This window comes from Pusillimonas sp. DMV24BSW_D (assembly GCF_011388195.1).
Taxonomy (GTDB): Bacteria; Pseudomonadota; Gammaproteobacteria; order Burkholderiales; family Burkholderiaceae_B; genus Neopusillimonas; species Neopusillimonas aestuarii.
On record NZ_CP049990.1, the window covers coordinates 201829 to 225969 of the forward strand.

Sequence of the window (24141 nt, forward strand, 5' to 3'; positions counted from 1 at the left end):
ATTGTTAACTCATTGATATCTTGGATAAAAATATGGATTTAGGCATTTCCGGCAAAAGCGCATTGGTACTGGGTGGCTCACAAGGCCTTGGATTCGCCTGCGCCCAGGCCCTGGCCGAGGCGGGGGTTAGCGTGGCCGTGAATGGTCGTGATGCAACGCGGGCGGAAAACGCCGCCGCGCAATTGGGGGGCGGCGCCGTTGCCGTGCCGGGCGACATTTCCAGCCCGGAAAAGCGGCTTGCCATTTTCAATGCTGCACGCGACAAACTGGGCCGCATCGACATTCTGGTTACCAACGCGGGTGGGCCGCCGCCCGGGCCGGTGGAACAGCACTCACAGGAAACCTGGCACAAAGCACTGGAAGCCAATATGCTGGCCGCCCTTGATTTCACTGTAATGGCCCTGCCCAACATGAAGCAGGCGGGATTCGGGCGAATCATAAACATCACTTCATTTACCGTCCGTGAGCCTTATCCCAATATGGGGCTGGCAACCGGTGTACGCGCAGGCCTAACCGGCGCCATGGCCAGCCTGGCTCACGAAGTGGCGCCGCTGGGCATTACCGTGAACAACATCCTGCCCGGCTTAATGGATACCGGCGCATTGGAACGCGTGTACAAAGCCCAATCGGAACAGCAGAACATCTCGACCGATGAAGCAAAACGCCGCATGGCCGAATCAGTTCCCATGAAACGCCTTGGTTTGGCTGAAGATTTTGGCCCGGTATGCGCCTTTATGTGCTCAACACACGCAAGCTACATAACGGGCCAAAACATTACAGTAGACGGCGGGTTGGTGAAATCGTTACTTTGATTCAGCGCCCGCCTGCGTCAAGGCTGCAGCAGACACCAACCCGTATGGGTTGCCGAAATCATCCATGATTTCGAAGTGGTTGTAGTGTTCGGCAAAAATCAGTTCCACAGGTTTACCGGCCTCTTTCATGGCTTTGGCGAAATCTTGCGTTTGGCGTTTGAACTCATCCGTTTCAAGGCCACCGTATGCCAGAATAACCGGCGTGTTGATCTTGTCTAAATGACGCTGAGTGCTCATGGCGTCTTCAAGCTCGTCGGTAAACGGAACATAAGACGACCGGGCCGACAAACGAACCGGCTTCAAATCGTACATGCCGGAAATAAGCGTGGCGCCCTTGATAACATCGGCGGGCACATCATATTTTGACCAATCGGTTACCAGCAGAACGCCCCCTAAATGACCACCTGACGAATGGCCGGAAATATAGATGCGATCTTTATCAATTCCGAGCTTGTCGGCGTTCTTGTACATCCAGGCAATGGCGTTGCGCAGTTGTTCAGCCATACCGTCCAGACCAATGTCTTGTACATAGCCGAAATCCAGTGCGGCGTAGCTGATGCCGTTATCCAAAAACATTTGCGCCGGGAAGTGATATCCCGCGGCTTTCCCGGCACGCCATGCCCCACCATGAATGAAAACATGCAACGGCGCCTTCTCGTTCTCGGCCCGGAACAAATCGAATGTTTCAACTTCACTGTCGCCGTACGAAAGCTTTTCAGGATTACCCAAACGCTCACGCGCGGTTTCGCTGCGCGCACCATAGCGCTGCAGAATCTGACGAATATTCGGCGCCCATTCGCCCTGGTTGTAGTTCTTGTCCAGTTCAGCTTGGGTGTAATTCAAAAACACCTTTTCTCCTTGCGCGTCGGCCTTTGCTTTCGCTCCGTGGTCATCTGCGTAAACAGCCGACCCGAAACACAGCGCGGCACCCAGGCAGACAATGGCAAATCTTTTCATTAGACGTCTCCCGATAAGAAATTCGTGAAATCAATCAATTCCGGCATCCTCAATTTAAAAATGAGCATGCTCAGTAAGCTTACCTTAACATCGTTTGAGAGACTGCCAACCTAGGCAAAACCCCGTATTTCAAGTTTCTAGAACGATAATTTCACGCGCTTTAACGCCCGCGACAACCCATTCACAATCACATCGTATCGTGACATAATCCAGCCGTTTACCGCACATATGAGAGAACCATCATGAGTAAATCGACATTGGCAATCGCTCTGCTTAGCCTGGGCGCGCTCACCGCCTGTCAAAGTCCGTCACAGGCCGGCCGGGGTGGAAACTCGGAATTCAACTGCATTGCCGGTACGGTTGGCGGTGCCATTATTGGCGGTTTAATAGGCAGCACTATCGGTGGCGGTCGCGGCAACACGCTTGCAACAGCGGCAGGCATCGGTGCTGGGGGATATCTTGGAAACCAGGCGGGGTGCCGATAATGAGAACATTCACCATTAAATCTATTTTGGCCGCAATGTTTGTGGTGGCCGGCGTGGCAACCGCAGGGCATGCAACAGCGCAAAATCAAACTCAGCAAAGCGGGCTCACACCCGAGCACTTCGCGCAACTCGATCGCGATGGCAGCGGCGGCGTCAGCAAAGCGGAATACGAGCAATTCATGCGCGATTCCTACACAAAAATGGACGCCAACGGCGACAAGCGCCTCACCAAGAACGAAACGGCCAATGTCCTTACATCGGAACAGTTTGACAGCGTCGACGTCAACAAAGATGGGGTTGTCACTGAGGAAGAGTTTATGGCGCAGGTAAGCCGCGATTTCGATCGCTACGATTACGACAAAGACGGCGTATTAACTCAGTAAAGTCTACAAACGTATTCATTCTTATATTACGGGTTGCGCAAACAGGCCGCTATGCCTTTCAATAGCGGTCATGAAACGCATCCCTTTTCTTCCCGACTCATACACGTTCCTGCTGCTCGGCACCGTTGTGCTGGCCAGCTACCTGCCCGCCGACGGCATGTTTGCAGTTGGCCTCAAGTACATTACCGTCGCGGCTATCGCACTCTTGTTTTTTCTGCACGGCGCCAAACTGCCAAGGCAGGCCATCATCGACGGTGTCACGCACTGGCGTTTGCATGCACTAATTCTTAGCTGCACTTTTTTATTCTTTCCCGTCATGGGGTTTGTGTTGCGGCCGCTGCTGCAACCCATGATCAATCATGAGCTCTATCTAGGCGTGCTTTACTTGTGCATGCTGCCGGCCACAGTGCAGTCGGCCGTGGCCTTAACAAGTATCGCCGGTGGCAACGTTCCCGCATCGGTGTGCAGCGCCTCTTTTTCCACTTTGCTTGGTATTCTGATCACACCGTTTCTGGTGAACGGCTTGATCACCTCCACAATGGGATCCGCTTCAACGTTTGATTCCATCGTTCAAATTTTCATGCAGCTGATGCTGCCTTTTTTGGCCGGTCACTTGCTGCGCCCCTATTTCGACACACTGTTCAAGAGAACCGGGAAGCTCCTTTCGTTCGTGGATCGCGGCGCCATTTTGCTGGTAATTTATAGCGCGTTCAGCGCGGCAGTAGTGGGCGGCATCTGGCAAAAAATATCTTGGGAAATGATTGCAAGTCTGTTGGTGATCAGTTTTATTCTTCTGACCTTATCGATGATTTACGTTTATGGTTTGGCCGTATGGTTTGGCTTTAGCCGGGAAGATCGTATTACCGCTTTATTCGGCGGGGCGCAAAAAAGCCTGGCAACCGGTGTACCCATGTCGCAGGTGCTATTTAGCGCAGCAACCGCCGGCGTCATCGTCTTGCCATTAATGTTATTTCACTTGCTGCAGCTCATTATCAGCTCAATGATTGCGCAGAAATTGAAACGCCAATAAGTCGATTATTTGTTTTGCAGCAAGTTCGCCAGCCGCGCCAACATGGCGTCGCAAGCGGCCAGCTGTTCAAGACTTACAAACTCATCGGGTTTATGCGCCTGGTCGATACTGCCCGGGCCACAAATAACGGTAGGAATACCCGCCTGGTTGAACAACCCGCCTTCGGTGCCGAAGGCCACCGTACTGAACTGGGTTGAACCCGTAAGCGCCGCCACTAACTGTGCCACTTCACTTTCCGGTGGTGTCGCCAGGCCCGGATAATCACTTAAATGATCGAACTGAATGTCGCTTTGCCCGCTTACGGCACGCATTTTCGGCAATAAGGTTTCCTGGGCATAGGTTTTCAGTTGATCCGGCACCACAGCAGCATCAAACCCGGGAATCGCGCGAATTTCGAAATCAAACTCACATTCGGCCGGCACAATATTCAATGCACGGCCGCCTTTAATGACCCCGGTCTGTACGGTTGAATAGGGCGGCTCGAACCGATGGTCGTGCAGCTCGGGTTGCGCCAACGCTTCGCCTATTTCCCCTAACTTGCCAATGAGCTTGGCAGCATATTCGATGGCATTCACACCCTGCGGTGAATAGGCGGAATGACAGGCCGCACCTTTCACACTACAACGCATGGCCAGCTTGCCTTTATGGCCCAGCACCGGCTGCATAAGGGTAGGCTCGCCCACTAAACATAATTGCGGTTTGTTGTTGCGCTTTTCCAGTTCGGCCAGCATGGGGCGCACCCCCAAACAGCCCACCTCTTCGTCGTAAGAAAAAACCAGATGAATGGGCTTTTTCAACGGCTTGGCCAGAAACGAAGGCACAGCGGCCAACACGCAAGCTATAAACCCTTTCATATCGGACGTACCCCGGCCATACAGACGCCCGTCATTTTCTGAAAGACTGAAAGGATCAACTGTCCAGTTCTGACCGTCTACGGGCACCACGTCTGTATGGCCTGACAACGCAACGCCCCCCTGGTCCGGCGGGCCCACAGTCGCAAACAAGTTGGCCTTAGTGAGCTCGGCGTTATAGAACAACTCGCTTTCGACGCCCAGCCTGGAAAGATAGGCTTGAATAAACCGGATTAACTCAAGGTTGGAGTCGCGGCTTACCGTTGGAAAGCTGATTAATTGCTCAAGCATCGCACGGCTAGACACATTACTCATCGCCCGGCACCCCATAACTGGGCGCAACGGTTGGGTTAAGCGCCCGTGAAAGATAGTCTTGCATCTGCGGTTGGTAGGCTTTCCACAAACCCTGTAACTGGCCAATGGGATCTTCGTCGGCCCAGTCGACACGCAAGTCGGCAATCGGCCACGGCACGTTACCCACAATTTTCAACGCGGCGGAATGAACCGGCCCGGCTTCCCCGCCCGCATCCATGGCAGCCTGCATCGCCGCCAACAAACGGTCGGCCAATTCGCCCGACGTGTTCTCGAATGCGGGCACCATGGCGGCAATCACCGATTGGTCCGACAGCAAATTACCGGCTGCGACACATTGGTTCCCCGCGACGGCGTTATAAATTCCAAGCGCTTCCTTGCCACTGAAAAACGCCGTGCGGCCCTGATTATCCACAACGGTAACCTGGCGATAATCACGCCACTCATCTGTCTCCAGCGCCGCCTTCAACGCCGGTTCGGCCGACAGCCCTTTGGAAGCCAGTAAATCGAGAATCTGGTTACCCAGCGAAGGCAACGTGACATTCTGGGAGGACACGGCACCAACCCCCGAGCGCGCCCAGGGGCAACGCGCCCCTACCGCAATACTGGACGAACTGATGGCAATACCAAATTGGCCGGTTTTCTCGCAACGACCCACAATCGAGAATGTCATAAAAGCCTCCTTATTATGCCTGCTGGGGTTTCCAATCGTCCGGAATGACAGCAATCACATCGATTTCCATCAGCCATTCGGGCTGACCCAGGGCGCTGACCACCAAACCGGTTGAAATGGGGAAAACCCCCTTCAGCCATTTACCCACCTCTTGATAAACCGGTTCACGAAAACGCGGATCGGTTAAGTAAGTGGTGGTTTTAACGATATGCGTCATATCGCTGCCGGCCTCTTCCAGCAATTGCTTTACGTTCTTCATGGCCTGTTCGGCCTGAGCGCGGGGATCACCCAGCCCCACCAATTTGCCGTCGAAGTCGGTGCCGACCTGACCACGAACATACACCGTGTTGCCGGCCCGCACGGCCTGGCAAAGATCATTATCCAACGTTTGGTTAGGATACGTATCCTTGGTGTTGAACATCCGAATGCGCGTATGAGTTGGCATCACGCCCTCCTGTTATCTTCTCACGCTATCAAAAAATTTCAAATTGTGCCGACTAAGCCATTACGCCCTGGCCGTTTCCCGCTCGCGCTGTGAAGCATCGCGATACGCTTCGTACTTGCGCCGTGTCGCAATATGGTCGGCAATATGACGGGCATCGTGCCAAACACCCCAAATAAATGATGAACCCCGGCGCGACAACCATGGCAGTCCGACAAAATAAACACCCGGTTCGGCGGACACGCCACGCTGATGTTTCGGCTTACCCCGCTCGTCGAAGGCATCAACCTGCAACCAGGAGTGCTCAACCGTATACCCGGTGGCCCAAATAATGCTATTGATTCCGGCTTGGTCCAAGTCAAGCTCAAGAATGGGGTTTGCTACGCACTCGGGGTCGGCAAATACCTTGCGCGCCTCGGGTTCTTCCGGCAAATCAAGACCATTACGTTCAATATACGCGTCGGCGGCATCCAGCAAAGCCAAATAGTTCGCATCCCCATTATTCAAGTTCTGAACAAGGTCCGATTTGAACGAAACTTTGCCGTTTTCGAACGCATGGGTTAAACCGACCAGGTTAATGCCTTGATGCGCCAACTCACGGAAGTTAATGGTATAGCCACCGCGCGCGCCGGTGACAGCGATGGTCACATGCTCCTTGCCTGGTGTGGCGACCTCCTGATCCCATTGACCCAATACACCCAACCACCACACGAAGTCGCGGTTGCGATAGGCACGCGGGGGCCGATCGTGAGGACCTACCGACAAATACACTTTGCGACCTGCGCGATTCAGTTCGTCAGCAATCTGTACACCCGACGAACCCGCACCGACAACCAGAACAGCGCCTTCAGGCAACTGCTCTGGATTGCGATAATGGGCCGAATGAATTTGAGTCAGTCGATCATCTTTAGGCGCAATCGGCGGAATAACGGGCCGCTGAAAAGGACCGGTTGCGGCCACTACACGCTGCACATCGTAAACACCTTCCGACGTTTCCACCGTAAACCCGGGATGCCCCTGATTACGCACCACTTTGTGCACCTCAACGCCCGCATGAATCGGCGCATTGAACTTTTTGGCATAGGCTTCGAAATAGCCGGCAATTTGATCCTTCCCCGGAAAGCCATCGGGATCAAAATTTTCAAACTCCAGACCCGGAAAACGATCGTGCCAGGCCGGGCCGTTCGCAACCAACGAATCCCAGCGCCCGGTGCGCCATTGCTCGGCGATTCGATTACGCTCCAGCACCACATGTGGCACGCCCTGCGCGGTCAGGTGCTCGCTCATCGCGATCCCTGCCTGGCCGGCACCCACAACCAGTGTGTCAATCGATTTCTTCTCTACCGTCATGGCTGTTCCTTCTTTCTACAGAGGTATATACAAACGCACTACAAAACTACAAATACAAATGCTTGATCACGTCGTTGCTCAGTAATTCTTTCGCAGATCCCGACGCCACGATCTGTCCTTTCAGCAACAAATAGCCGCTATGCGCAATCGACAAAGCCGCCTCAGCGTTCTGCTCAATCAGCAGTACCGTGATGCCTTCTTTGTGAATACGCTCTACGGTCATGAAGTACTCTTCAATCAATTTGGGCGACAAGCCCAGAGTGGGCTCATCCATCACAACCATTTTCGGGTTGCCGATCAGCACCCGGCCCAGTGCCACCATGGCCTGTTCGCCGCCGGACAAAGTGCCGGCATCCTGGGCAAGGCGCTCGCCCACGCGGGGAAAGAGCTCAACAACGCGCTCAAGCGCCTGTTTGAAAGAATCCTTTGGTTTCAGAGCGTCATAACCAATTTGCAGGTTTTCACGCACACTGATTTCCGGGAAGAGGCGACGGCCTTCCGGCACAAACCCCACACCCAGCCCGGCTAGGTCTTCCGTTTTAATATCGGCCAACTTGCGGCCACAAATGGTGATCTGGCCTTCGTAAGGCCTCAACAAGCCGGCAATCGCCTTGAACGTCGTGGTTTTTCCAGCACCGTTCGGACCCAACAGGCAAACAACGCTGCCTTCATCCACCTTCAAACTGACTTTGTTCAGTATGTTGACAACGCCATAGCGCGTACTAATTGCATCAAGCTCAAGCATGGCTGGCCTTTCTTCCCAAATAAGCTTCCTGAACACGCGGCAACTGACGTACCACTTCGAAACGGTCATCACCGATTTTGCGACCGTAATCGAGCACCATGACCCGGTGCGGCAAGGCCGCCACCAAACGCATGTCGTGTTCAATAATGATGAAACTGAGCGTCGGGTTCTCTTGCTGAAGACGCCGAATATCGGCGATTAAGGCATCGGTATCGCGATCATCCATCCCGCTGGAAGGCTCGTCGAGCAAAACTACTTTGGGCTCCGTGGCCAAAGCACGGGCAATCTCCAAACGACGGCGATCAGCCTGCGGCAAGCTGCTTGCCAGTTGATTGCGACGCTCGTATAAATCCGGCGAAACCCGTTTCAATAACTCACCTGCGCGCTCGGCAGCGCGACGCATTTCGGCATTGGCGCGCCCGGGTAACAATAAAGCCGTCAAGACACCGCATTTTGTGCGGGTGTGCATACCAATAATGACGTTATCCAACACACTTAAGCTGCCGAACAGCCGACTGGTTTGGAATGTACGGGCAATGCCCGCTTCAGCAATCTTGTGCGCAGGAATACCGTTCAACCGCTGCCCTTCCAGGAAAACATCCCCTTCAGTCGGCGCATAAATTCCGGTAATCAGGTTCAACAACGTTGTTTTGCCGGCGCCGTTGGGGCCAATAATGGCCAACACCTCACCACGCTTTAACGTAATATCGACGGACTCAACCGCAACCAAACCACCAAAACGCATGGTGAGTCCACGACCTTCGAGTACCAGCGACTCGGACGTATTGGGTTCGGGCGCTTTCACTTGTGTATCAATGCTCATGGTTACGTACTCGCTGAGGGAAAATGCCGCGCGGACGGATAACAAGGAACAGAATGACAACCAGGCCGTAGAACAAAATTCGGTAGTCGGAGAACGCACGAAGTTTCTCGGGCAGCATGGTCAGCAGCAATGCACCCACGATTACCCCCAGAATATTGTCCATCCCCCCGGCAATCACCATGGTCATAATGGTGACCGACACCAGGAAAGTGAAGTTGTCGGGGGAAATAAAGCTCACGTAGAACGCATACACCGTACCGGCAAAACCGGCCAGGAAGGCATCAACCGCGAACGCCTGTACCTTGTACCAGGTAACGTTAATACCGCAGGCACGCGCCGCGATTTCGTCATCGCGCAGTGCATTCCACGCCAGGCCGATTCGAGAGCTATGCAAACGTTTGGCCGACAAAATCGCCAGCCCCACCAGCGCAACCGACACATAATAGAAGTTGCCCTGGCCCGGCAAACTATGGCCAAACAGTTCAATGGGGTCATTGAAGGAATGACCGAACAAAGTGGGCGGCGGAATCCCCACCAAACCATTTGCACCACCCGTCCATTCCAGATTCATCAGTAACTGGTGAACCACAATGCCGAACGCAATCGTAACCAGAGCCTGGTAGCTGTCGCGGGTACGCATTGAGGGCAGGCCCAGCAAATAGCCGAACGTAGTGGCGACAACGGCAGCCACTAGCAACCCCACCCAGAAACTCACACCGAAATGAATGGCCAACAACGCCGAGGCATAGGCCCCAATACCGTACGACGCTCCCGTGGCAAAATTGGGAATATTGGCACTACCCAACTGAAAGTTCAGGGCTAACGCCAATACCGCGTACAGATTGCCGATAATCAATAAATGCAGCGCATACGTGTCGCCGCCCAATAACCAGGGGAACAAAACCGCCAGAGCAATCCCCAGCACCGTCGCCACGCTGCGCTTGCGACGAAAGGCATCAACCAGCCGCTCTTCAAACAACGGACGACGCTGGACGGCGATCAGGGCAATGGCGAACAGTGCCAGCAAACCCAGCACCGCAACCCAGCTTTCAACGGCCAAAAACACCCACAAAAATGCCGTCGCGCCAAATGTCAGCACGAGCACAATCAGCAAATCGACGAACCCACCAGGGGCCGCCTGTGCGCCAACCGGGTCTGTTGAATGCCTTACTTGATTCTTTTGCATCAGACCTTCTCCATTTTCTGGGATCCGAACAAGCCTGCCGGACGGAACACCAATACCAAAATAACCAATGCAAAGACGAACACCAGGCGATAAGAGGTACCGTTGGGAACATAGCCCTGCACAATGGTTTCAATGGCCGCAATGAGCAACGCACCAATAATGGCACCGCCCAAACGCCCCAAACCACCGACTACTGCGGCCGAAAAGCCAATGAGGCCGGCCTGAATGCCGAAATCGAATCGCACCACGCCCGCGTAGCTGGCCATAAAAATGCCGCCCACCGCGCCGATGGCCGACGCAATGAAAAAAGCGCGCCGAAAAACGGGGCCACTGGCAATCGCGAACAGGCGAGCCGTCTCGCGGTCTTGGGATACCGCACGCAAGCGCATGCCGGCCGGCGTACGATGCAAAACATATAAAAGCGCAATTACAAGACCGACCGATACCAGAACCGACACCACACTAATCATGGGAATTGCACCAAACGGTGTGGTGATGCTGCCCTGCGCCACGGCGGGGAAAGCGTGTGGATTGCTCCCTTCCGGATACACGTGGCGAATAAGTTCGCGTAAAACGATACCCAGCGCCACCGTCGCCACCAGCGGCATCATGGCGGGCGAATCGCGAAAGCGGCTGATAACCAGCTTGTCGAGCCCCACGCCCAGCCAGCCCACCGCCACAATCGCGATCAGGCACGCCGCACCCAACACCAGCCAGGAAGCATCTGCACCCAGGCTGGCAGCCACAATTTGAACAGCTGCCAAGGCAACAAAAGGCGCCACCAGCGCCACATCGCCATGAGAAAAATGGATGACCTGCAATACACCAAACAACAGACTAAAGCCCAATGCCAATAAGCTGTATATGCAACCCAAGGTCAACCAGTTAATAAGCTGCTGGAACAAGACGTCCTGCATACCATTGACTCCTGAAAGTTCCGATGGAACGATTTGCAAGGGGTCTATTAAACCCAAAAAATTGCCGTCACTGATTCGCTTTTTTCAATCAACTACGTCGGAAAACGCGAACCAGCATCAGGCCCGCGCTCGGTATGATGCTTTTTCAGTCGTGTGATGGTTGACCCCTTCGCCGACCCCACCAATGACACTTCAGAGGATTGACAATGAACGCATTTTCAACTCTTACAAAAACATCTGCCTCGCGACGCCGCCACCTGGCGGGAGCGCTCGTTGTCGCATGCGCCACACTCCTTGGCGCGGGCGTCGCCCAAGCGCAAGACACCATTAAACTCGGCTTCATCGGCCCGTTAAGCGGTGGCAACGCCCAACAAGGACTGGGCGCCAAAAACGGCTTCCTGCTGGCCATAGACCAATGGAATGAAACCGAAGGCGTGCCCTTCAAGGTGGAAGGCGTCGTACTTGACGACGCATCCGACCCTCAGGCCGGGGTTTCCGCCGCGCTGAAACTGGTTAATGATCGCGACGTCGTTGCCGCTACAGGCCACTGGAACAGCCCGGTCGCCTTGGCAACCTTGCCTGTCTTCAACCGCTCGCAAATGCCCTTTATCGTCTGGGGCGCAATCAGCCCCAAAATTACCGAACAGAATCTGCCAAACACCACACGCGTCACACCAACGCTGGTTAATGAAAACAAACCATTGGCCGACTGGGCGGCCAAAGAACTGGGCGCCAAGAAAATCGCCATTATTTCCGACACCAGCGACTACGGCGCGGCTAACCTGAAGTGGTTTGGCACCTTCTTCGAAGAAGCGGGCGGCGAAATCATTGCGCGTGAAAGCTTCCCTGTGGGCACCACCGATTTCCGCGCCATCCTGACCAAAGTCAAGTCTCTGAACCCCGATGCTGTGTACTTTGGCGGCGTGATTACCGAAGCAGGTATTGTTCGCAAGCAAATGGCTGAACTGGGTATGGAACAACCCATGCTTGGCATCAGCGGCATCCATGACCCGCAACTCATCGAAATCGCCGGAGATGCAGCCAATGGCGTGGTGGTAGGCGTACCCAAAGCACAAAGCAACCCCAAGCTGAAAGCCATGGAAGAGGCCTATAAAGCGAAAGACTACAAAGAAGCGCAAAGCCCTTATACCAAGTACGCCTACGACGCCACCGGCATTCTGCTTGAAGCGATTAAACAAGCCGGGCCGAAAGACAAAAAGGCCATCGCCGAAACCATTCGCGGCATTAGCTACGAAGGCGCCCTGGGCACGACCACATTCGACGATAACGGGCAAACTGAAATCCCGGTCGACATTGAAGTGCGTACCGTTAAAAACGGTGAATGGACAAACTACTAAGACATAGTCAGTAAGCACATCGGTTGCCGGCCCCGAAACCGGCCGGCACCGCCAAGCTGCCCGTTCAGCGCTCACCACCCTTCCATAGCAGTTTTGAGGGGTTGTGAGCGCTTTTTTGCGCGAAATGACGCGTGATAGAATGAATTGCACTGTATGCGCATCATTGTTTCGTGATCTTCGCGCCTTGGTGGCAAACAAGGCAACTAAAACAATTTTTAGAAAGCATTTGCCTGCCTAAACCCATGCTCACCCGACTTACTTTCCGACAACTGGAATATTGTTTGGCCGCCGGCGAGTTCGGCAGCGTTGCCAAAGCAGCCGAGTATATCCACATTTCGCCGTCGTCCATTTCGGCCGCCATTACTCAGGTTGAAACCGAGTTATCCGTCACGTTGTTTATACGCCGCCATGCACAAGGCCTATCGCTTACACCAGCCGGCGTGGAAGTCCTGAAGCAAATTCGCCTGACGCTTGATCAGGCACTCAGCCTCTACGATATTGCCAACAACACCCAACATTTAGTGCGCGGGCCATTGCGCGTAGGGTGTTTTACACCGCTGGCTGCCATGATTGCCCCTGAATTGTGTCAGGGCTTCGCCCGCGCCCACCCAGGTGCCGAAGTATTGCAAATTGAGGATCACCATGAAGGCCTGATAGAACGACTTCGCAACGCCCAGATCGACGTTGCCATCACCTACGACCTGAACGTCGCTGAAAGTGACATTGAGTTTGAAGCATTGGCGTCGTTGCCGCCCTTCGTCATTGTGAGCGAAACCGACCCGCTGGCGCAAAACCGGATCACTTCATTGAAAGCGTTGGCCAAACGCCCAATGATCCTGCTCGATTTGCCGCTTAGCCGGGAATACTTTTTATCGCTGTTCCGTGAGGCGGGGGTATCACCCACTATTGCTGCGCGGTCTACCAGCCCCGACGTGCTGCGCTCCCTGGTCGCCAATGGAGTAGGTTACTCACTGGCGAATGTCAGGCCGCGCACCAATGTGTCGCTCGACGGAAAAAGGTTGGTCAGTGTCAATTTGAAAGGCCGGCACCGCCCCATGAAATTAGGGCTGGCCTGGTTGAAAGACCAGAAACTGCGCAGTGTGGTGGAAGCTTTTATGGAACGCTGCCGCGCTTGTATCTCCGACGGGCATGTGCCGGGGATGTCGGCGCCGGGCTTTGCCGGGCGAGTGGCCGACGCAGCGGCCCCGGAACATCACGACACGGCGCAATCCGACTAACATCAAGACCACCATGTTTTCCGAGATCATAGACCCCATACGTCGCACGGCATTACGCACGGAAATTGAAGGCCTAAAGGCGGCAATACCCTTGCACGATCTAACACAAGCACTTGGCCGGGTAACTCATGCATTACAACGCGAACGAGGTGCGACACAAGGCTATTTAAACGATCTTGATGACACCCGCATAGCGTTGTTGAAAAACGCTGTGGCGCTCAGCGATTCCGTATTGCCAGAACTGCTGCCTCCTGCTCAAACAGTACTCAAAAATCCGTCGGGCCCGAGTGCCGCCCGTTTATTCAATCGCCTTGCCGACGCCCTCTCGGGCTTGCAAAGCCTTCAGCTATTACGACAGCAATGCTTCGCGCGCCGGATTCGCGCTGACACCGCGTTCGAAAAATACGCTTCGATCATTACCCGCTTACTTCACACGGTTTACGAAACGACCAGTTTGTGGGTTGATCCCCATTTGGCGGCTCAGGTTGTCGCATTGTTTTCCGTTATGCAGGCAAAAGAATATGCCGGACAAGAGCGGGCACTGACAATGGCGGGATTCACGCGAGGAAGTTTTTCAAAATTACACTTGCAACAAATAACACAACTTATCCACGCACAAGAAGCGTGCATAGAACGGGCAAAATCGATTGAAAAAGCCCATAACGGTACCCTTGGAGAATCGGAATTCGAAACGTCCGACATGGCATTGTTAGAACGAATGCGGCGTTTGGCACACACTCTGGAAGGACAAAACTCGTCGGGAGAATCATTGGGTGAAGCCTGGTTCCAGATCAGTACAGCACGCATTGAATCCTTACTCAATTACCAGAAATCACTAGAGAACCAACTGAAAGAAAAGGCACAAGCCCGCTTGGCCCAAGCCACCATCGCGCTCAATAGCGAGTCACTTGACGCCATGCCGGCCACACCCCCACTGGTAGGGCTTTACCTGCCTGTTGCACAACACCCGCAAAATTGGTCAACCGAACCAAGCACGATTTCCGACACTAACTTACCACCTGAATTGGGCCAAACGTTAATGGATTGGGCTTACGAGCAACAACGTAGCCTGCGGGAAACCCGCGAAGCACTCGCTCAGGCAGAAATAGCCGCGCAAGAGATCAAGATACTGGAGCGCGGCAAAACCAGACTAATGCAATGGTATGGCTGGACTGAAGACCAGGCTCACCGGGAGCTGCGTCGCATGGCGATGAACCGTGGTCGTAAACTAATTGAAATCGCCGGCGTCCTGTCGGAGCTAACCGACAAACCCGCTGAACCGATTAATGACAAACCCGCCGATTCCCCCGACTAAACATTTGCTCGACGAAAAATGAAGACAGCATTGGTGCATGTGAGCACCAATACAGTGCACCTTCAGTTCGCCCTCACATCAACAAGCCGACAACCTATTCAGTAAACCGCTTTAACTGGTAATAAACAGGGCACGACGAAACCTCTAAATAATTGGCACGTTTATTGCTTGGTATAGAACAAGCAGTCATCAAACGCAGACCAAGGACGGCCGGCAAAGATAACTGCCCGACTGATACGGACATGCAGTCAGTTTCTGAGCAAAGGCGCTTGCACCAAGGAATTTTGGTGTAGGCGCCTTTTTTGCATTTACGGTCCCTAAAACCATTGATGAGCTGGAGTGAAGTATGAAACCCAATGATCTTTCCAACGAACGTTTCACCGGGAAACCACGCCTGATCGTGATTGGCAATGGCATGGTCGGACAACGACTGCTGGAAGAACTCATGCAACTAGGCGCGCGTTATGACATTACTGTTTTCAGCGGCGAGCCCCACCTTGCATACGACCGGGTACAGCTTAGCCAGTGCTTTAACGGCTCTTCGCCGGACGATATCAAACTAACGGATGAAACTTTTTTCCACCACCACGGCATAACATTGCTGCACAACCAACCGGTAGCGTGGATAGATCGAAAAAAGCAATGCGTTTATACGGCGCAGGAGAGCGTCTACCCTTACGACAAACTGGTTCTGGCTACAGGATCAAACCCATTCATACCACCCATCGAGGGCAACGACCAACCCGGATGCCTACCTTATCGCTCGTTAACCGACATTGACGCGATTCGACACTGGGCTCAAGGAGCCCGCAGGGGAGTGGTGATCGGTGGTGGCTTGTTGGGTCTGGAAGCCGCGCGTGCGTTACATAGCCTGGGTCTCGACACACATGTTGTCGAGTTTTCCGGCCATTTGATGGCCATGCAGATTGACGAATCGGGTGGACAACTGTTACGCAACAAAATCGAAGCTATGGGCATTCATGTTCACACGCGTAAAATGACACGAGCCATCTCCACAGGCTTATCGTCCCGTTACCGCTTACGCTTCGCCGAGGGCGATTTCCTGGAAACTGACATGGTGGTCTTCTCGGCCGGCATCCGGCCATGCGACCAACTTGCACGCAACTGCGGCCTGGTCATCGGCGAACGCGGCGGCATCACAATTGATGCGCATTGCCGCAGTTCCGACACAAATATTTATGCCATTGGTGAAGTCGCCAGCTGGAACGGTAATACATTCGGCCTTGTGGCACCCGGGTACGAAATGGCACGCGTTTGTGCCGCACACCTGAGCGGCAATGATGCGACCCTTTTCAAGGGCGCCACACCCAGCACCAAACTGAAACTGCTGGGCGTTGAAGTAGGTTCTATCGGAGATGCTCACGGTACTACGCCAAACAGTGTGAAATGCGTGTTCGAAGACGCCCTTGAAGGAGTCTACAAAAAACTGGTGCTTGATGCCTCCGGCAAACGGTTGTTAGGCGCCGTGCTGGTTGGCGATACGTCATCATTTGCGATCCTGGATCAGTATTTCAGCAATGCGCTTGCAATGCCTTCCAAACCCGCCGCGCTCATCAGTCCAAAAACGGCAAACGAACCCGGACCAGGTATTGATAACCTGCCAGACAGCGCACAAATCTGTTCGTGCAATAACGTAAACAAAGCCGACTTATGCAGTGCCATTGCCAACGGTTCGACACAACTTGACGATCTGAAAGCAAGTACACGCGCAGCCACCTCTTGCGGTGGCTGCGCAACCCTGGTCAAACAAGTCTTTGATTCGGAGCTGACGCGGCTTGGAATGACCGTTGACAAAAGCCTGTGCGAACACTTTACCTATAGCCGCCAGGAGATCTACCACCTTGTTCGTGTCAACGGAATCCGCGACTTCAACACACTGATACAACGCTTTGGCAAAGGTCGCGGCTGCGATATCTGCAAACCAACTGTTGCATCCATTCTGGCCTCCTGCTGGAACGACTATATTCTTGCGAAAGAACACGCAACACTACAAGACACCAATGATGCATACCTAGGAAATCTGCAAAAAGATGGTACCTATTCAGTCGTACCGCGCATTCCCGGCGGCGAAATCACCCCAGAAAAACTGATCGTGATTGGTGAAGTAGCACGTCGATACAAGCTATACACGAAAATCACCGGAGGTCAACGCATTGACTTGTTCGGCGCACGCTTGGAACAACTACCCGAAATCTGGGAAGTATTGATCAATGCCGGCTTCGAGTCGGGCCACGCATACGGCAAAGCGCTACGCACTGCCAAATCGTGCGTGGGAAGCACATGGTGCCGCTATGGTGTTCAGGACTCGGTCAGCATGGCAATCCGGCTCGAAGAGCGCTACCGCGGCATACGAGCTCCGCACAAAATAAAGATGGCAGCCTCGGGATGTACGCGCGAATGCGCAGAAGCCCAAAGCAAAGACGTCGGCATTATTGCCACCGAGAACGGCTGGAATCTTTACGTTTGCGGTAACGGCGGAATGCGACCGCGACATGCCGAGTTGTTGGCCACCGACTTGAATGATCAGGAACTGATCCGCACCATCGATCGTTTCTTAATGTTCTACATACAAACAGCGGACCGTCTGCAGCGTACGTCAACCTGGCGCGAAAATCTCGAGGGCGGCCTGGACTACATCAAAGATGTTGTATTGAACGACAGCCTTGGCCTGGCCAACGAACTGGAAAATCAAATGCAGGCATTAGTAGATCGCTATGAATGCGAATGGGCGGCCACAATTAAAGATAAAGAAGCGTTAAAACGGTTCCGCTCGCTGATCAACGATACGACTCCTGACGAACAGATCGTTCATGTAATCGAACGCGGACAGCCACGACCCGCAACGTTGCGGGAACGGGCTGAAAAGCTAGCCAGCACCTTGACGGAATAGGAGCCCGCACATGCCAAAACCAAGTCAAACACCCCCATGGCAAATTGTATGCCACGCAGACGACCTGCAACTGAATGCCGGCGTCGCCGTGCGCGCGCACGGCGCCCAGGTTGCTATTTTCCTAACAGAAAACGCACTGTATGCGATCGACAACATCGATCCATCGTGCAGTGCAGCCGTCCTTTCGCGCGGCATCGTGGGAGATATAAACGGCCGACTCGTCGTTGCCTCACCCATGTACAAACAGCACTTCTGCCTAACGACCGGACAATGCCTTGAAGACGAAACCATGTCAGTGCGACCGTGGCCAGTACATCGCGGGCCGGACGGTTCAATCGAAATAGGCCCCTGCGACAACTCTAATCATGAAGATGCCCATCATGCACAACAGCGCGTTTGAACATGAAAAAATCACAACCACGTCCAGCCGGCCCGGCCAAGTATGGCTAGTGGGCGCCGGACCGGGGGATCCCGACCTCATCACGGTAAAAGCCCTTAAAGTGTTACGTGCTGCAGACGTCGTGATCTATGACCGACTCATCGCCGGCGACTTGCTGAATTGCTGTCCACCACAAAGCATCAAACTTTATGTAGGCAAACAACGCAGCCGACACAGCGTTCCGCAATCACAAATCAATCAATTGCTTGTCGAATATGCACAGTCTGGAAAAAAAGTAGTTCGGCTTAAAGGAGGTGATCCGTTCATCTTTGGGCGCGGAGGAGAAGAAATGATGGCGCTACGCGCGCATGGTGTACAAGTTGACATCGTTCCCGGCATCACAGCGGCGTCCGGATGCGCCGCAGCAACCGGTATTCCTTTAACTCACCGAGATCACGCCGGCGCCGTGAGCCTGATGACGGCTCACCGCTGCGACGGCGCAACGGACTGCGATTGGGCCTCGTTAACTGCAGATCGGCAGCGCACACTCGTGTTTTACATGGGCTTGGCTCAGGCCCAACACATCAGCATGGAGCTGATTTTGCATGGGTTGCCAGGCAACACACCGGCAGCCTTGATTTCTAAAGGATCAACCACACAACAAAAAGCCGTTAGCTGCACGGTGGAAACGCTGGCGAAGGCAGCAACACAAGAAGGGCTGACGTCGCCATGCCTCATCATGGTGGGCAGCGTCGTGCAATTGGCTGATCCGGCCCGCATCACCCCAGCATCCTTGACACACTTCGAACAGGCGACGGCTGTATGCCCCGAATAACTCCGCTCTACCCAATCTTCGCCGATCTTGCAGCACGTCCTGTTCTGGTTGTCGGCGGCGGCGCCGTTGCCGAACGAAAAGTACGATCATTACTGAATGCCGGGGCAGAGGTACACGTGGGTGCACCGGCGCTAACTGAAACACTAGCTCGGTGGGCGGATGAAAGACGCCTAAAACATATTGACGGCATGTTCCAGGCGCAATGGCTTGACAACATGTGGCTGGTCATCGCCGCCACCAATCATCGCGAAGTAAACGCCAAAGTGAAACAAGCCGCAGACGATCGTGGCCTGCTGAGCAATGTAGTCGATGACCCTGCGCTCTCGTCTTTTCAGGTCCCTTCTGTGGTCGACCGCGCGCCACTGACAATCGCCATATCGTCGGCCGGAGTCGCCCCGGTACTGGCACGGCGCTTACGCGAATGCATGGAAGCAATGTTCGACCATGCGTTGGCGGATCTGGCAAAACTGGCAGGTCATTATCGGGCTGCCATTCGCCACGCATACCCAAACACAGGTGCACGACGACGCTTTTACGACTGGCTTTTTGATGGACCGATACCAATTTTGTTGCGCCAGGGGAAACACCTTGAAGCGGAGCAAGCCCTGATCTCAAACCTTGCCAACCCGGACACTTGGCCCGCCCGCGTGGTAACCTGGATCGACCCAGGGCCGGGAGACCCTGGGCTATTGACCCTAAACGGCTTGCGTGCATTAAACGAAGCGGACATCGTAGTGCATGATAGCCACATTGAAGAGCCCTTACTTTCATTGGCCCGACGCGATGCCGACCGACGCCTCATTAGCGGCGAACTGCTGCACCACACGGAAATGCTAAAAGAATATCTGCTTAAACTCTTCGAGGACTACCAACGCGTTGCCCTCGTCATATCAAACAGCGCTTTACTTCGCGTTGAACAACGCGAACTGACTGAGCAATTGAGCCATCGTGGGGTGCTAACCAACATAGTACGAGGCGTGAGCGCTCAATCGTGATACACACTTTGCATTCACATTAATACACATCACGAATATAACGTCGCTCACGCGTCAGACGACTCATAAATTCACCTACCTGCTCATCAGATAAACCGCCATACTGTGCAGCAATCCGTCGCAATGCAGTGTCCACGTCTTTAGCCATACGCATGGCGTCTCCACACACGTAAAATCGGGCGCCGTCCTGAAGCCATGCCCACAATTGCGCGCCCTGCTCCAACATCCGATCCTGCACATAAACTTTCTGCGACTGATCGCGCGAAAACGCTACATCCAGTCGCGTCAGAAACCCGTCTGAAGCCATTTGCCTGAACTCATTTTCGTAATAAAAGTCGGTTGCAGCATAACGCTCGCCGAAAAAAAGCCAATTCGACCCCTTACTCCCGCGGGCACGGCGTTCATGCAAAAATCCACGAAATGGCGCAATGCCCGTACCAGGACCCACCATGATAATCGGCGTATCGCCATCAACAGGCAAATGAAAATGCGCCGATTTTTGTACGAAAGAAGGTACGCTTACATCACTCGCCCGATCAGCCAGAAACGTTGACGCAACACCTTTACGCCATTTTCGGTCATTGCGATAACGTACCGTCGAGACAGTGAGGTGAATCTCACCAGGGTGCACCAACGGACTGGACGCAATGGAATACAGTCGTGGCGTCATTGGCCTAAGCATTGCCAACAGCCCTTCGGCATCAATCGACACAGGAAACTCATGCAACACATCAACCAGTTGACGCCCCCACAACCACTGCTTGAGCTTCTGCTTATGCTCATCAGCCAATAAATCCTTAAGCGTGCGGCTCTTGCTCATTTCAGCCACAATCTTCAAGCTATCCGGGTGCACACGGGTCATATCGAAATGCCGGGTTAATGCGTCGGCAAGCGGCAATTCCCCAACCCCTGGCACGTTAACGGCAACATTGCCATCTAGTGAGGTTTGCTGCAACAATTCGCACACAAGTTCCGGGCAATTACTCGGCCAAACGCCAAGCGCATCACCCGCTTCATAATCCAATGCAAGATCCTGCGTAGACAACGCCAAAAAGCGCGTGTCCTTCCCGGACCCTTCTCCATTCAGGCAAATGTTGGTTTGCAGGCTTGCAGGCGCAGGGCGCACTTTGGTAGGCTGAGAGCGGCCGGTCAGGCCACCGTTCGGAGTTTTCGCACGACGCGTATCGTCGTGCGCTTTGATGCAATCAATGGTCTGCTCAAGCCAACGATCCGACCGGCTCAAATAATCGGCATCACACTCAACACGTTCCATTAGGCGTGTCGCGCCCAGCACTTCAAACTGGGAGTCAAGATGACGGCCGTGACCACAAAACGCATCATAGAGCCGATCACCGAAGGCAAGTACGGCGTAACAAACCTCTTCCAGACGCGGTGCATCCGGAGCCTGAAGCCCCAGCCAGAAATCGCGGCCATTGTCGGGCGGCTCACCATCGCCGAAGGTACTGCTCATTAATAAAACGTACTCCGCCTTGGTCAAATCAGCCACCGGGTAATCCGACATGCAGGCCATACGTATCTCGAATCCCGAATTCATTAATTGCGTGGCATAGCGATCTGTCAGCGACTCAACATTTCCAGTTTGAGAAGCCCACAGCAACAGCACTTTAGGACGTACCCTTACGGTGCGAGCAGCGGCCACAATTTCCGCCCCCGTATCTGAAATATGGCGGCTTTTCGTGTCGTCATCGTGCAGCGCCTCCCTGCTGCGGCTGTACAGCCCCGCCAGTAAACCATCAAGCCAGGTTCGCGTACGCTCTGAAAAGGGGGCATGGGCCGGCAACACAGGAACCGCCTCTGTTTGGGCAGACTGATCCATGCGCAACCCTCCCAAATAACCAGCCAGATAAACCTGTTCGGTTTCATTCAACTGCGGGGGCTCAGTATCAGTTACACAGACATAGGCTGCCAAAGCGTCCAAACGGGCCTGTTGATCGTCAACACGACCTTCCTGAACTTTATTGTGCTGTGCTACACGTGAAACAGTGACCGCACTTATCTTGAAACCCGGCTGAAGAGATAGCGGATCAACCGCATCGTGAGTGAGCGCATTCACACACAGGTCTTCGCCAAACGCATCATTCCAATGCATCGGAGCAAAGCAGTTACCCGGCATGACCCGGTCTGTCACGAGCGCCGGTAACACCGCCGTACCTCGACGAGACGTTAGTTGAACACTATCCTGATCAACGACTTCCAGCGCGGCAGCATCGTCTGGATGCAACTCAAGAAACGGGCCCGGATTCATTCTGTTCAGCATGGAAACCTTACCCGTCTTGGTCAAGGTATGCCATTGATGCTGTACCCGACCCGTGTTCAACACCATAGGATAGTCGACGTCCGACAGCTCAACAGGATCCACATGAGGCCTGGCATAAAACATTGCCCGACCAGACACCGTTGGAAAAACAGGACCAGTTGCGGAGGAGCTCGCCGATACTGAACAAGACTGCTCTTCTTGTTGCAGATAGCGAATTGGGTAACGCGTTTGCGTTGATTGAGGAGCGCAAGGCCACTGAATCGGCGACTCACGCAACCGCGCATGGTTTACGCCCCGAATATCATAACCAGTGACAGGGTTCGCAAACTGAGCCAACTCGGCGAACACTTCTTCCGCGCAGGCATAATCGAAATCCGCCTCATAGCCCAAGGCTTTCGCTACTTCAGCGATCAAGCGCCAATCCGGCAATGCCTGCCCGGGCGGATCGACTGCTTGGCGCATCAATGTAAGATTACGCTCCGAGTTAACCATCACACCGTCACCTTCGGCCCAAAGGGCCGCCGGCAACACTATGTCAGCAAACCGCGTCGTTTCGGTATCCAGGAAGGCGTCCTGAACAATCACTAACTCAGCCTTCTGGAGACCTTCAATGACGGAACGACGGTTCGCCACCGTTGCCACCGGGTTACTGCACATAATCCAACATGCCTTAATCTTTCCGATTGCCATACTGGAAAATAAATCTATCGTGCCACCGCTTTCTTGCGCCGGGATCGTCCCCCTTGGGACCGCCCAGGCATCTTCAACGAAATGCCGATCAACCGCTGACAACGCCGACCGCTGGCCCGGCAGACCAGCGCCCATATACCCCATTTCGCGCCCACCCATGGCATTGGGCTGTCCCGTTAACGAAAACGGCCCACTCCCAGGTCGGCAAATCTTACCGGTAGCCAGATGCAAGTTACACAAAGCGTTGGTATTCCAAACGCCGTGTGTACTCTGGTTTAACCCCATGGTCCAGCAACTCATGAACTCATCTGCATCGGCGATCCACTGCGCAGCCAACTCCAATTGCCTCTCGGTTAAACCAGTTAACTCGGTGACCTTTGACGGCGGATAATCAGCCAACAAATCAGACATCGCCTCCCAACCTTGAGTAAACGACTCAATGAACGCCAAATCAAGCTTGCCCCTCACTTGCAACAAATGCAGCAAGCCATTTAACAAAGCAATGTCGCTACCGGACTTCACCTGTAAAAACAAATCTGCCTTTTCAGCAGTAGCCGTTCGGCGCGGGTCCACAACAATCAATTTTGCGCCGGCTTTAACGCGCTCCATCATGCGTAAAAACAAAACAGGATGGCAGTCGGCCATATTTGAACCAATGACCAGGAACACGTCAGCCCGGTCAAAATCATCATATGACCCTGGGGGGCCATCGGCGCCCAATGAAAGCTTATAACCACTGGCGGCACTGGCCATGCACAAACGGGAATTGGACTCAATATGACGGGTGCGGATAAAGCCTTTAGCCAGCTTGTTGGCCAGGTATTGCGCCTCAATCGACATTTGTCCCGACACATAAAGCGACACCGCATCTGGGCCATGCGTGTCCAGCACACTGCGTAAACGGGCCGCCGTTTGCTCAATTGCCTGAGAGACTTGCAGCGGAACTGGATCGGCTTCACGCGCCTGGCGAACATAAGCACTTTCCAGGCGGGCGGAATGACGCAACACCTGATGTGCCGTCTTTCCCTTGGTACACAAGCGCCCACGGTTGGCGGGGTGGTCAGGGTCACCTTCCAGCTTTACCACCTCGTTATCCTTAACGTGCAACACCATGCCGCACCCAACACCACAATAAGGGCATACTGTTTTGACCTGTTTATCAATCATGACGCTTCT

21 protein-coding genes are annotated in these 24141 nt (G+C 54.0%); 11 read left to right on the forward strand and 10 right to left on the reverse strand.

Going from position 1 to position 24141, the window contains the following annotated elements; genetic code table 11:
• Positions 1-32: 32 nt before the first annotated feature.
• Positions 33-812 carry an SDR family oxidoreductase gene (locus G9Q38_RS00925; protein WP_166126888.1) on the forward strand — a complete coding sequence of 260 codons (780 nt, stop codon included), beginning with the start codon at positions 33-35 and terminating at the stop codon, positions 810-812.
• Here the strand turns inward: G9Q38_RS00925 and G9Q38_RS00930 are convergent.
• Positions 804-1769, reverse strand: coding sequence for an alpha/beta hydrolase (locus G9Q38_RS00930; RefSeq protein WP_166126891.1), 966 nt, complete (start codon positions 1767-1769; stop codon positions 804-806). The genes G9Q38_RS00925 and G9Q38_RS00930 overlap by 9 nt on opposite strands.
• A gap of 242 nt (positions 1770-2011) precedes the next feature.
• Here G9Q38_RS00930 and G9Q38_RS00935 point away from each other — a divergent pair, with 242 nt between their 5' ends.
• The 3 genes from G9Q38_RS00935 (at position 2012) to G9Q38_RS00945 (ending at position 3667) form a co-directional block, all read left to right on the forward strand.
• Entirely contained in the window at positions 2012-2254 is a 243-nt protein-coding gene (locus tag G9Q38_RS00935) for a hypothetical protein (protein ID WP_114419390.1), read from the forward strand.
• Positions 2254-2637 (forward strand): EF-hand domain-containing protein, encoded by a 384-nt coding sequence (locus G9Q38_RS00940; RefSeq protein ID WP_166126893.1) that lies wholly within the window; start codon positions 2254-2256, stop codon positions 2635-2637. The genes G9Q38_RS00935 and G9Q38_RS00940 overlap by 1 nt, the downstream gene beginning before the upstream one ends.
• A gap of 70 nt (positions 2638-2707) precedes the next feature.
• Positions 2708-3667 carry a bile acid:sodium symporter family protein gene (locus G9Q38_RS00945; protein ID WP_166126896.1) on the forward strand — a complete coding sequence of 320 codons (960 nt, stop codon included), beginning with the start codon at positions 2708-2710 and terminating at the stop codon, positions 3665-3667.
• A 5-nt stretch (positions 3668-3672) separates the two neighbouring features.
• Here G9Q38_RS00945 and argE read toward each other — a convergent pair whose 3' ends face one another.
• Genes argE through G9Q38_RS00985 form a run of 8 tightly spaced genes read right to left on the reverse strand, consistent with a single transcriptional unit; the run spans position 3673 to position 10966 of the window.
• Positions 3673-4833 carry an acetylornithine deacetylase gene (gene argE, locus G9Q38_RS00950; protein ID WP_166126898.1) on the reverse strand — a complete coding sequence of 387 codons (1161 nt, stop codon included), beginning with the start codon at positions 4831-4833 and terminating at the stop codon, positions 3673-3675.
• Positions 4826-5503, reverse strand: a complete 678-nt coding sequence (locus G9Q38_RS00955) for a DUF1028 domain-containing protein (RefSeq protein ID WP_166126901.1) — start codon at positions 5501-5503, stop codon at positions 4826-4828. Before G9Q38_RS00955 ends, argE begins: the two co-directional genes overlap by 8 nt.
• A 13-nt stretch (positions 5504-5516) precedes the next feature.
• Positions 5517-5948, reverse strand: coding sequence for a RidA family protein (locus G9Q38_RS00960; RefSeq protein WP_114419385.1), 432 nt, complete (start codon positions 5946-5948; stop codon positions 5517-5519).
• Positions 5949-6008: 60 nt separating this feature from the next.
• The gene (locus tag G9Q38_RS00965; protein ID WP_166126905.1) at positions 6009-7295 is read right to left on the reverse strand and encodes a flavin-containing monooxygenase; all 1287 of its coding nucleotides are present in this window, start codon (positions 7293-7295) and stop codon (positions 6009-6011) included.
• A gap of 46 nt (positions 7296-7341) precedes the next feature.
• Positions 7342-8040 (reverse strand): ABC transporter ATP-binding protein, encoded by a 699-nt coding sequence (locus tag G9Q38_RS00970; protein WP_166126908.1) that lies wholly within the window; start codon positions 8038-8040, stop codon positions 7342-7344.
• Positions 8033-8863 (reverse strand): ABC transporter ATP-binding protein, encoded by an 831-nt coding sequence (locus G9Q38_RS00975; protein WP_166126910.1) that lies wholly within the window; start codon positions 8861-8863, stop codon positions 8033-8035. Before G9Q38_RS00975 ends, G9Q38_RS00970 begins: the two co-directional genes overlap by 8 nt.
• On the reverse strand, positions 8853-10049 hold the full coding sequence (locus tag G9Q38_RS00980) for a branched-chain amino acid ABC transporter permease (protein ID WP_166126913.1): 1197 nt from the start codon (positions 10047-10049) through the stop codon (positions 8853-8855). The genes G9Q38_RS00975 and G9Q38_RS00980 overlap by 11 nt, the downstream gene beginning before the upstream one ends.
• Positions 10049-10966: a branched-chain amino acid ABC transporter permease gene (locus tag G9Q38_RS00985; RefSeq protein ID WP_166126916.1), complete on the reverse strand. Its 918-nt coding sequence runs from the start codon at positions 10964-10966 to the stop codon at positions 10049-10051. The genes G9Q38_RS00980 and G9Q38_RS00985 overlap by 1 nt, the downstream gene beginning before the upstream one ends.
• A gap of 206 nt (positions 10967-11172) precedes the next feature.
• Here G9Q38_RS00985 and G9Q38_RS00990 point away from each other — a divergent pair, with 206 nt between their 5' ends.
• The 7 genes from G9Q38_RS00990 to G9Q38_RS01020 all read left to right on the forward strand — a co-directional run bounded on the left by G9Q38_RS00990 (position 11173) and on the right by G9Q38_RS01020 (position 19997).
• Positions 11173-12324: a branched-chain amino acid ABC transporter substrate-binding protein gene (locus tag G9Q38_RS00990; RefSeq protein ID WP_166126919.1), complete on the forward strand. Its 1152-nt coding sequence runs from the start codon at positions 11173-11175 to the stop codon at positions 12322-12324.
• A 242-nt stretch (positions 12325-12566) separates the two neighbouring features.
• On the forward strand, positions 12567-13562 hold the full coding sequence (locus G9Q38_RS00995; protein WP_119441571.1) for a LysR family transcriptional regulator: 996 nt from the start codon (positions 12567-12569) through the stop codon (positions 13560-13562).
• A gap of 13 nt (positions 13563-13575) precedes the next feature.
• Complete coding sequence (locus G9Q38_RS01000) at positions 13576-14877, forward strand: nitrate regulatory protein (RefSeq protein ID WP_158582716.1); 1302 nt, start codon at positions 13576-13578, stop codon at positions 14875-14877.
• 346 nt (positions 14878-15223) lie between these two features.
• Positions 15224-17788, forward strand: a complete 2565-nt coding sequence (gene nirB, locus G9Q38_RS01005; RefSeq protein WP_119441573.1) for a nitrite reductase large subunit NirB — start codon at positions 15224-15226, stop codon at positions 17786-17788.
• 10 nt (positions 17789-17798) lie between these two features.
• Positions 17799-18188 (forward strand): nitrite reductase small subunit NirD, encoded by a 390-nt coding sequence (gene nirD, locus G9Q38_RS01010; RefSeq protein ID WP_166126921.1) that lies wholly within the window; start codon positions 17799-17801, stop codon positions 18186-18188.
• The gene (gene cobA / locus G9Q38_RS01015) at positions 18169-19002 is read left to right on the forward strand and encodes a uroporphyrinogen-III C-methyltransferase (protein ID WP_228276165.1); all 834 of its coding nucleotides are present in this window, start codon (positions 18169-18171) and stop codon (positions 19000-19002) included. Before nirD ends, cobA begins: the two co-directional genes overlap by 20 nt.
• Entirely contained in the window at positions 18990-19997 is a 1008-nt protein-coding gene (locus G9Q38_RS01020) for a siroheme synthase (RefSeq protein WP_166126927.1), read from the forward strand. The genes cobA and G9Q38_RS01020 overlap by 13 nt, the downstream gene beginning before the upstream one ends.
• A gap of 19 nt (positions 19998-20016) precedes the next feature.
• Here the strand turns inward: G9Q38_RS01020 and G9Q38_RS01025 are convergent, their stop codons facing one another.
• Entirely contained in the window at positions 20017-24132 is a 4116-nt protein-coding gene (locus G9Q38_RS01025; protein WP_119441577.1) for a bifunctional nitrate reductase/sulfite reductase flavoprotein subunit alpha, read from the reverse strand.
• Between the last annotated feature and the right edge of the window lie 9 nt (positions 24133-24141).

Coding starts and splice junctions, on each gene's coding strand:
- nirB (WP_119441573.1), top strand. CDS start 15,224: ATGAAACCCAATGATCTTTCCAACGAACGTTTCACCGGGAAACCACGC.
- G9Q38_RS00990 (WP_166126919.1), top strand. CDS start 11,173: ATGAACGCATTTTCAACTCTTACAAAAACATCTGCCTCGCGACGCCGC.
- G9Q38_RS00955 (WP_166126901.1), bottom strand. CDS start 5,503: ATGACATTCTCGATTGTGGGTCGTTGCGAGAAAACCGGCCAATTTGGT.
- G9Q38_RS00995 (WP_119441571.1), top strand. CDS start 12,567: ATGCTCACCCGACTTACTTTCCGACAACTGGAATATTGTTTGGCCGCC.
- cobA (WP_228276165.1), top strand. CDS start 18,169: ATGCACAACAGCGCGTTTGAACATGAAAAAATCACAACCACGTCCAGC.
- G9Q38_RS00930 (WP_166126891.1), bottom strand. CDS start 1,769: ATGAAAAGATTTGCCATTGTCTGCCTGGGTGCCGCGCTGTGTTTCGGG.
- G9Q38_RS00980 (WP_166126913.1), bottom strand. CDS start 10,049: ATGCAAAAGAATCAAGTAAGGCATTCAACAGACCCGGTTGGCGCACAG.
- G9Q38_RS00985 (WP_166126916.1), bottom strand. CDS start 10,966: ATGCAGGACGTCTTGTTCCAGCAGCTTATTAACTGGTTGACCTTGGGT.
- G9Q38_RS00960 (WP_114419385.1), bottom strand. CDS start 5,948: ATGCCAACTCATACGCGCATTCGGATGTTCAACACCAAGGATACGTAT.
- G9Q38_RS01000 (WP_158582716.1), top strand. CDS start 13,576: ATGTTTTCCGAGATCATAGACCCCATACGTCGCACGGCATTACGCACG.
- G9Q38_RS00965 (WP_166126905.1), bottom strand. CDS start 7,295: ATGACGGTAGAGAAGAAATCGATTGACACACTGGTTGTGGGTGCCGGC.
- nirD (WP_166126921.1), top strand. CDS start 17,799: ATGCCAAAACCAAGTCAAACACCCCCATGGCAAATTGTATGCCACGCA.
- G9Q38_RS01025 (WP_119441577.1), bottom strand. CDS start 24,132: ATGATTGATAAACAGGTCAAAACAGTATGCCCTTATTGTGGTGTTGGG.
- G9Q38_RS00935 (WP_114419390.1), top strand. CDS start 2,012: ATGAGTAAATCGACATTGGCAATCGCTCTGCTTAGCCTGGGCGCGCTC.
- G9Q38_RS00970 (WP_166126908.1), bottom strand. CDS start 8,040: ATGCTTGAGCTTGATGCAATTAGTACGCGCTATGGCGTTGTCAACATA.
- G9Q38_RS00940 (WP_166126893.1), top strand. CDS start 2,254: ATGAGAACATTCACCATTAAATCTATTTTGGCCGCAATGTTTGTGGTG.
- G9Q38_RS00975 (WP_166126910.1), bottom strand. CDS start 8,863: ATGAGCATTGATACACAAGTGAAAGCGCCCGAACCCAATACGTCCGAG.
- argE (WP_166126898.1), bottom strand. CDS start 4,833: ATGAGTAATGTGTCTAGCCGTGCGATGCTTGAGCAATTAATCAGCTTT.
- G9Q38_RS00925 (WP_166126888.1), top strand. CDS start 33: ATGGATTTAGGCATTTCCGGCAAAAGCGCATTGGTACTGGGTGGCTCA.
- G9Q38_RS00945 (WP_166126896.1), top strand. CDS start 2,708: ATGAAACGCATCCCTTTTCTTCCCGACTCATACACGTTCCTGCTGCTC.
- G9Q38_RS01020 (WP_166126927.1), top strand. CDS start 18,990: ATGCCCCGAATAACTCCGCTCTACCCAATCTTCGCCGATCTTGCAGCA.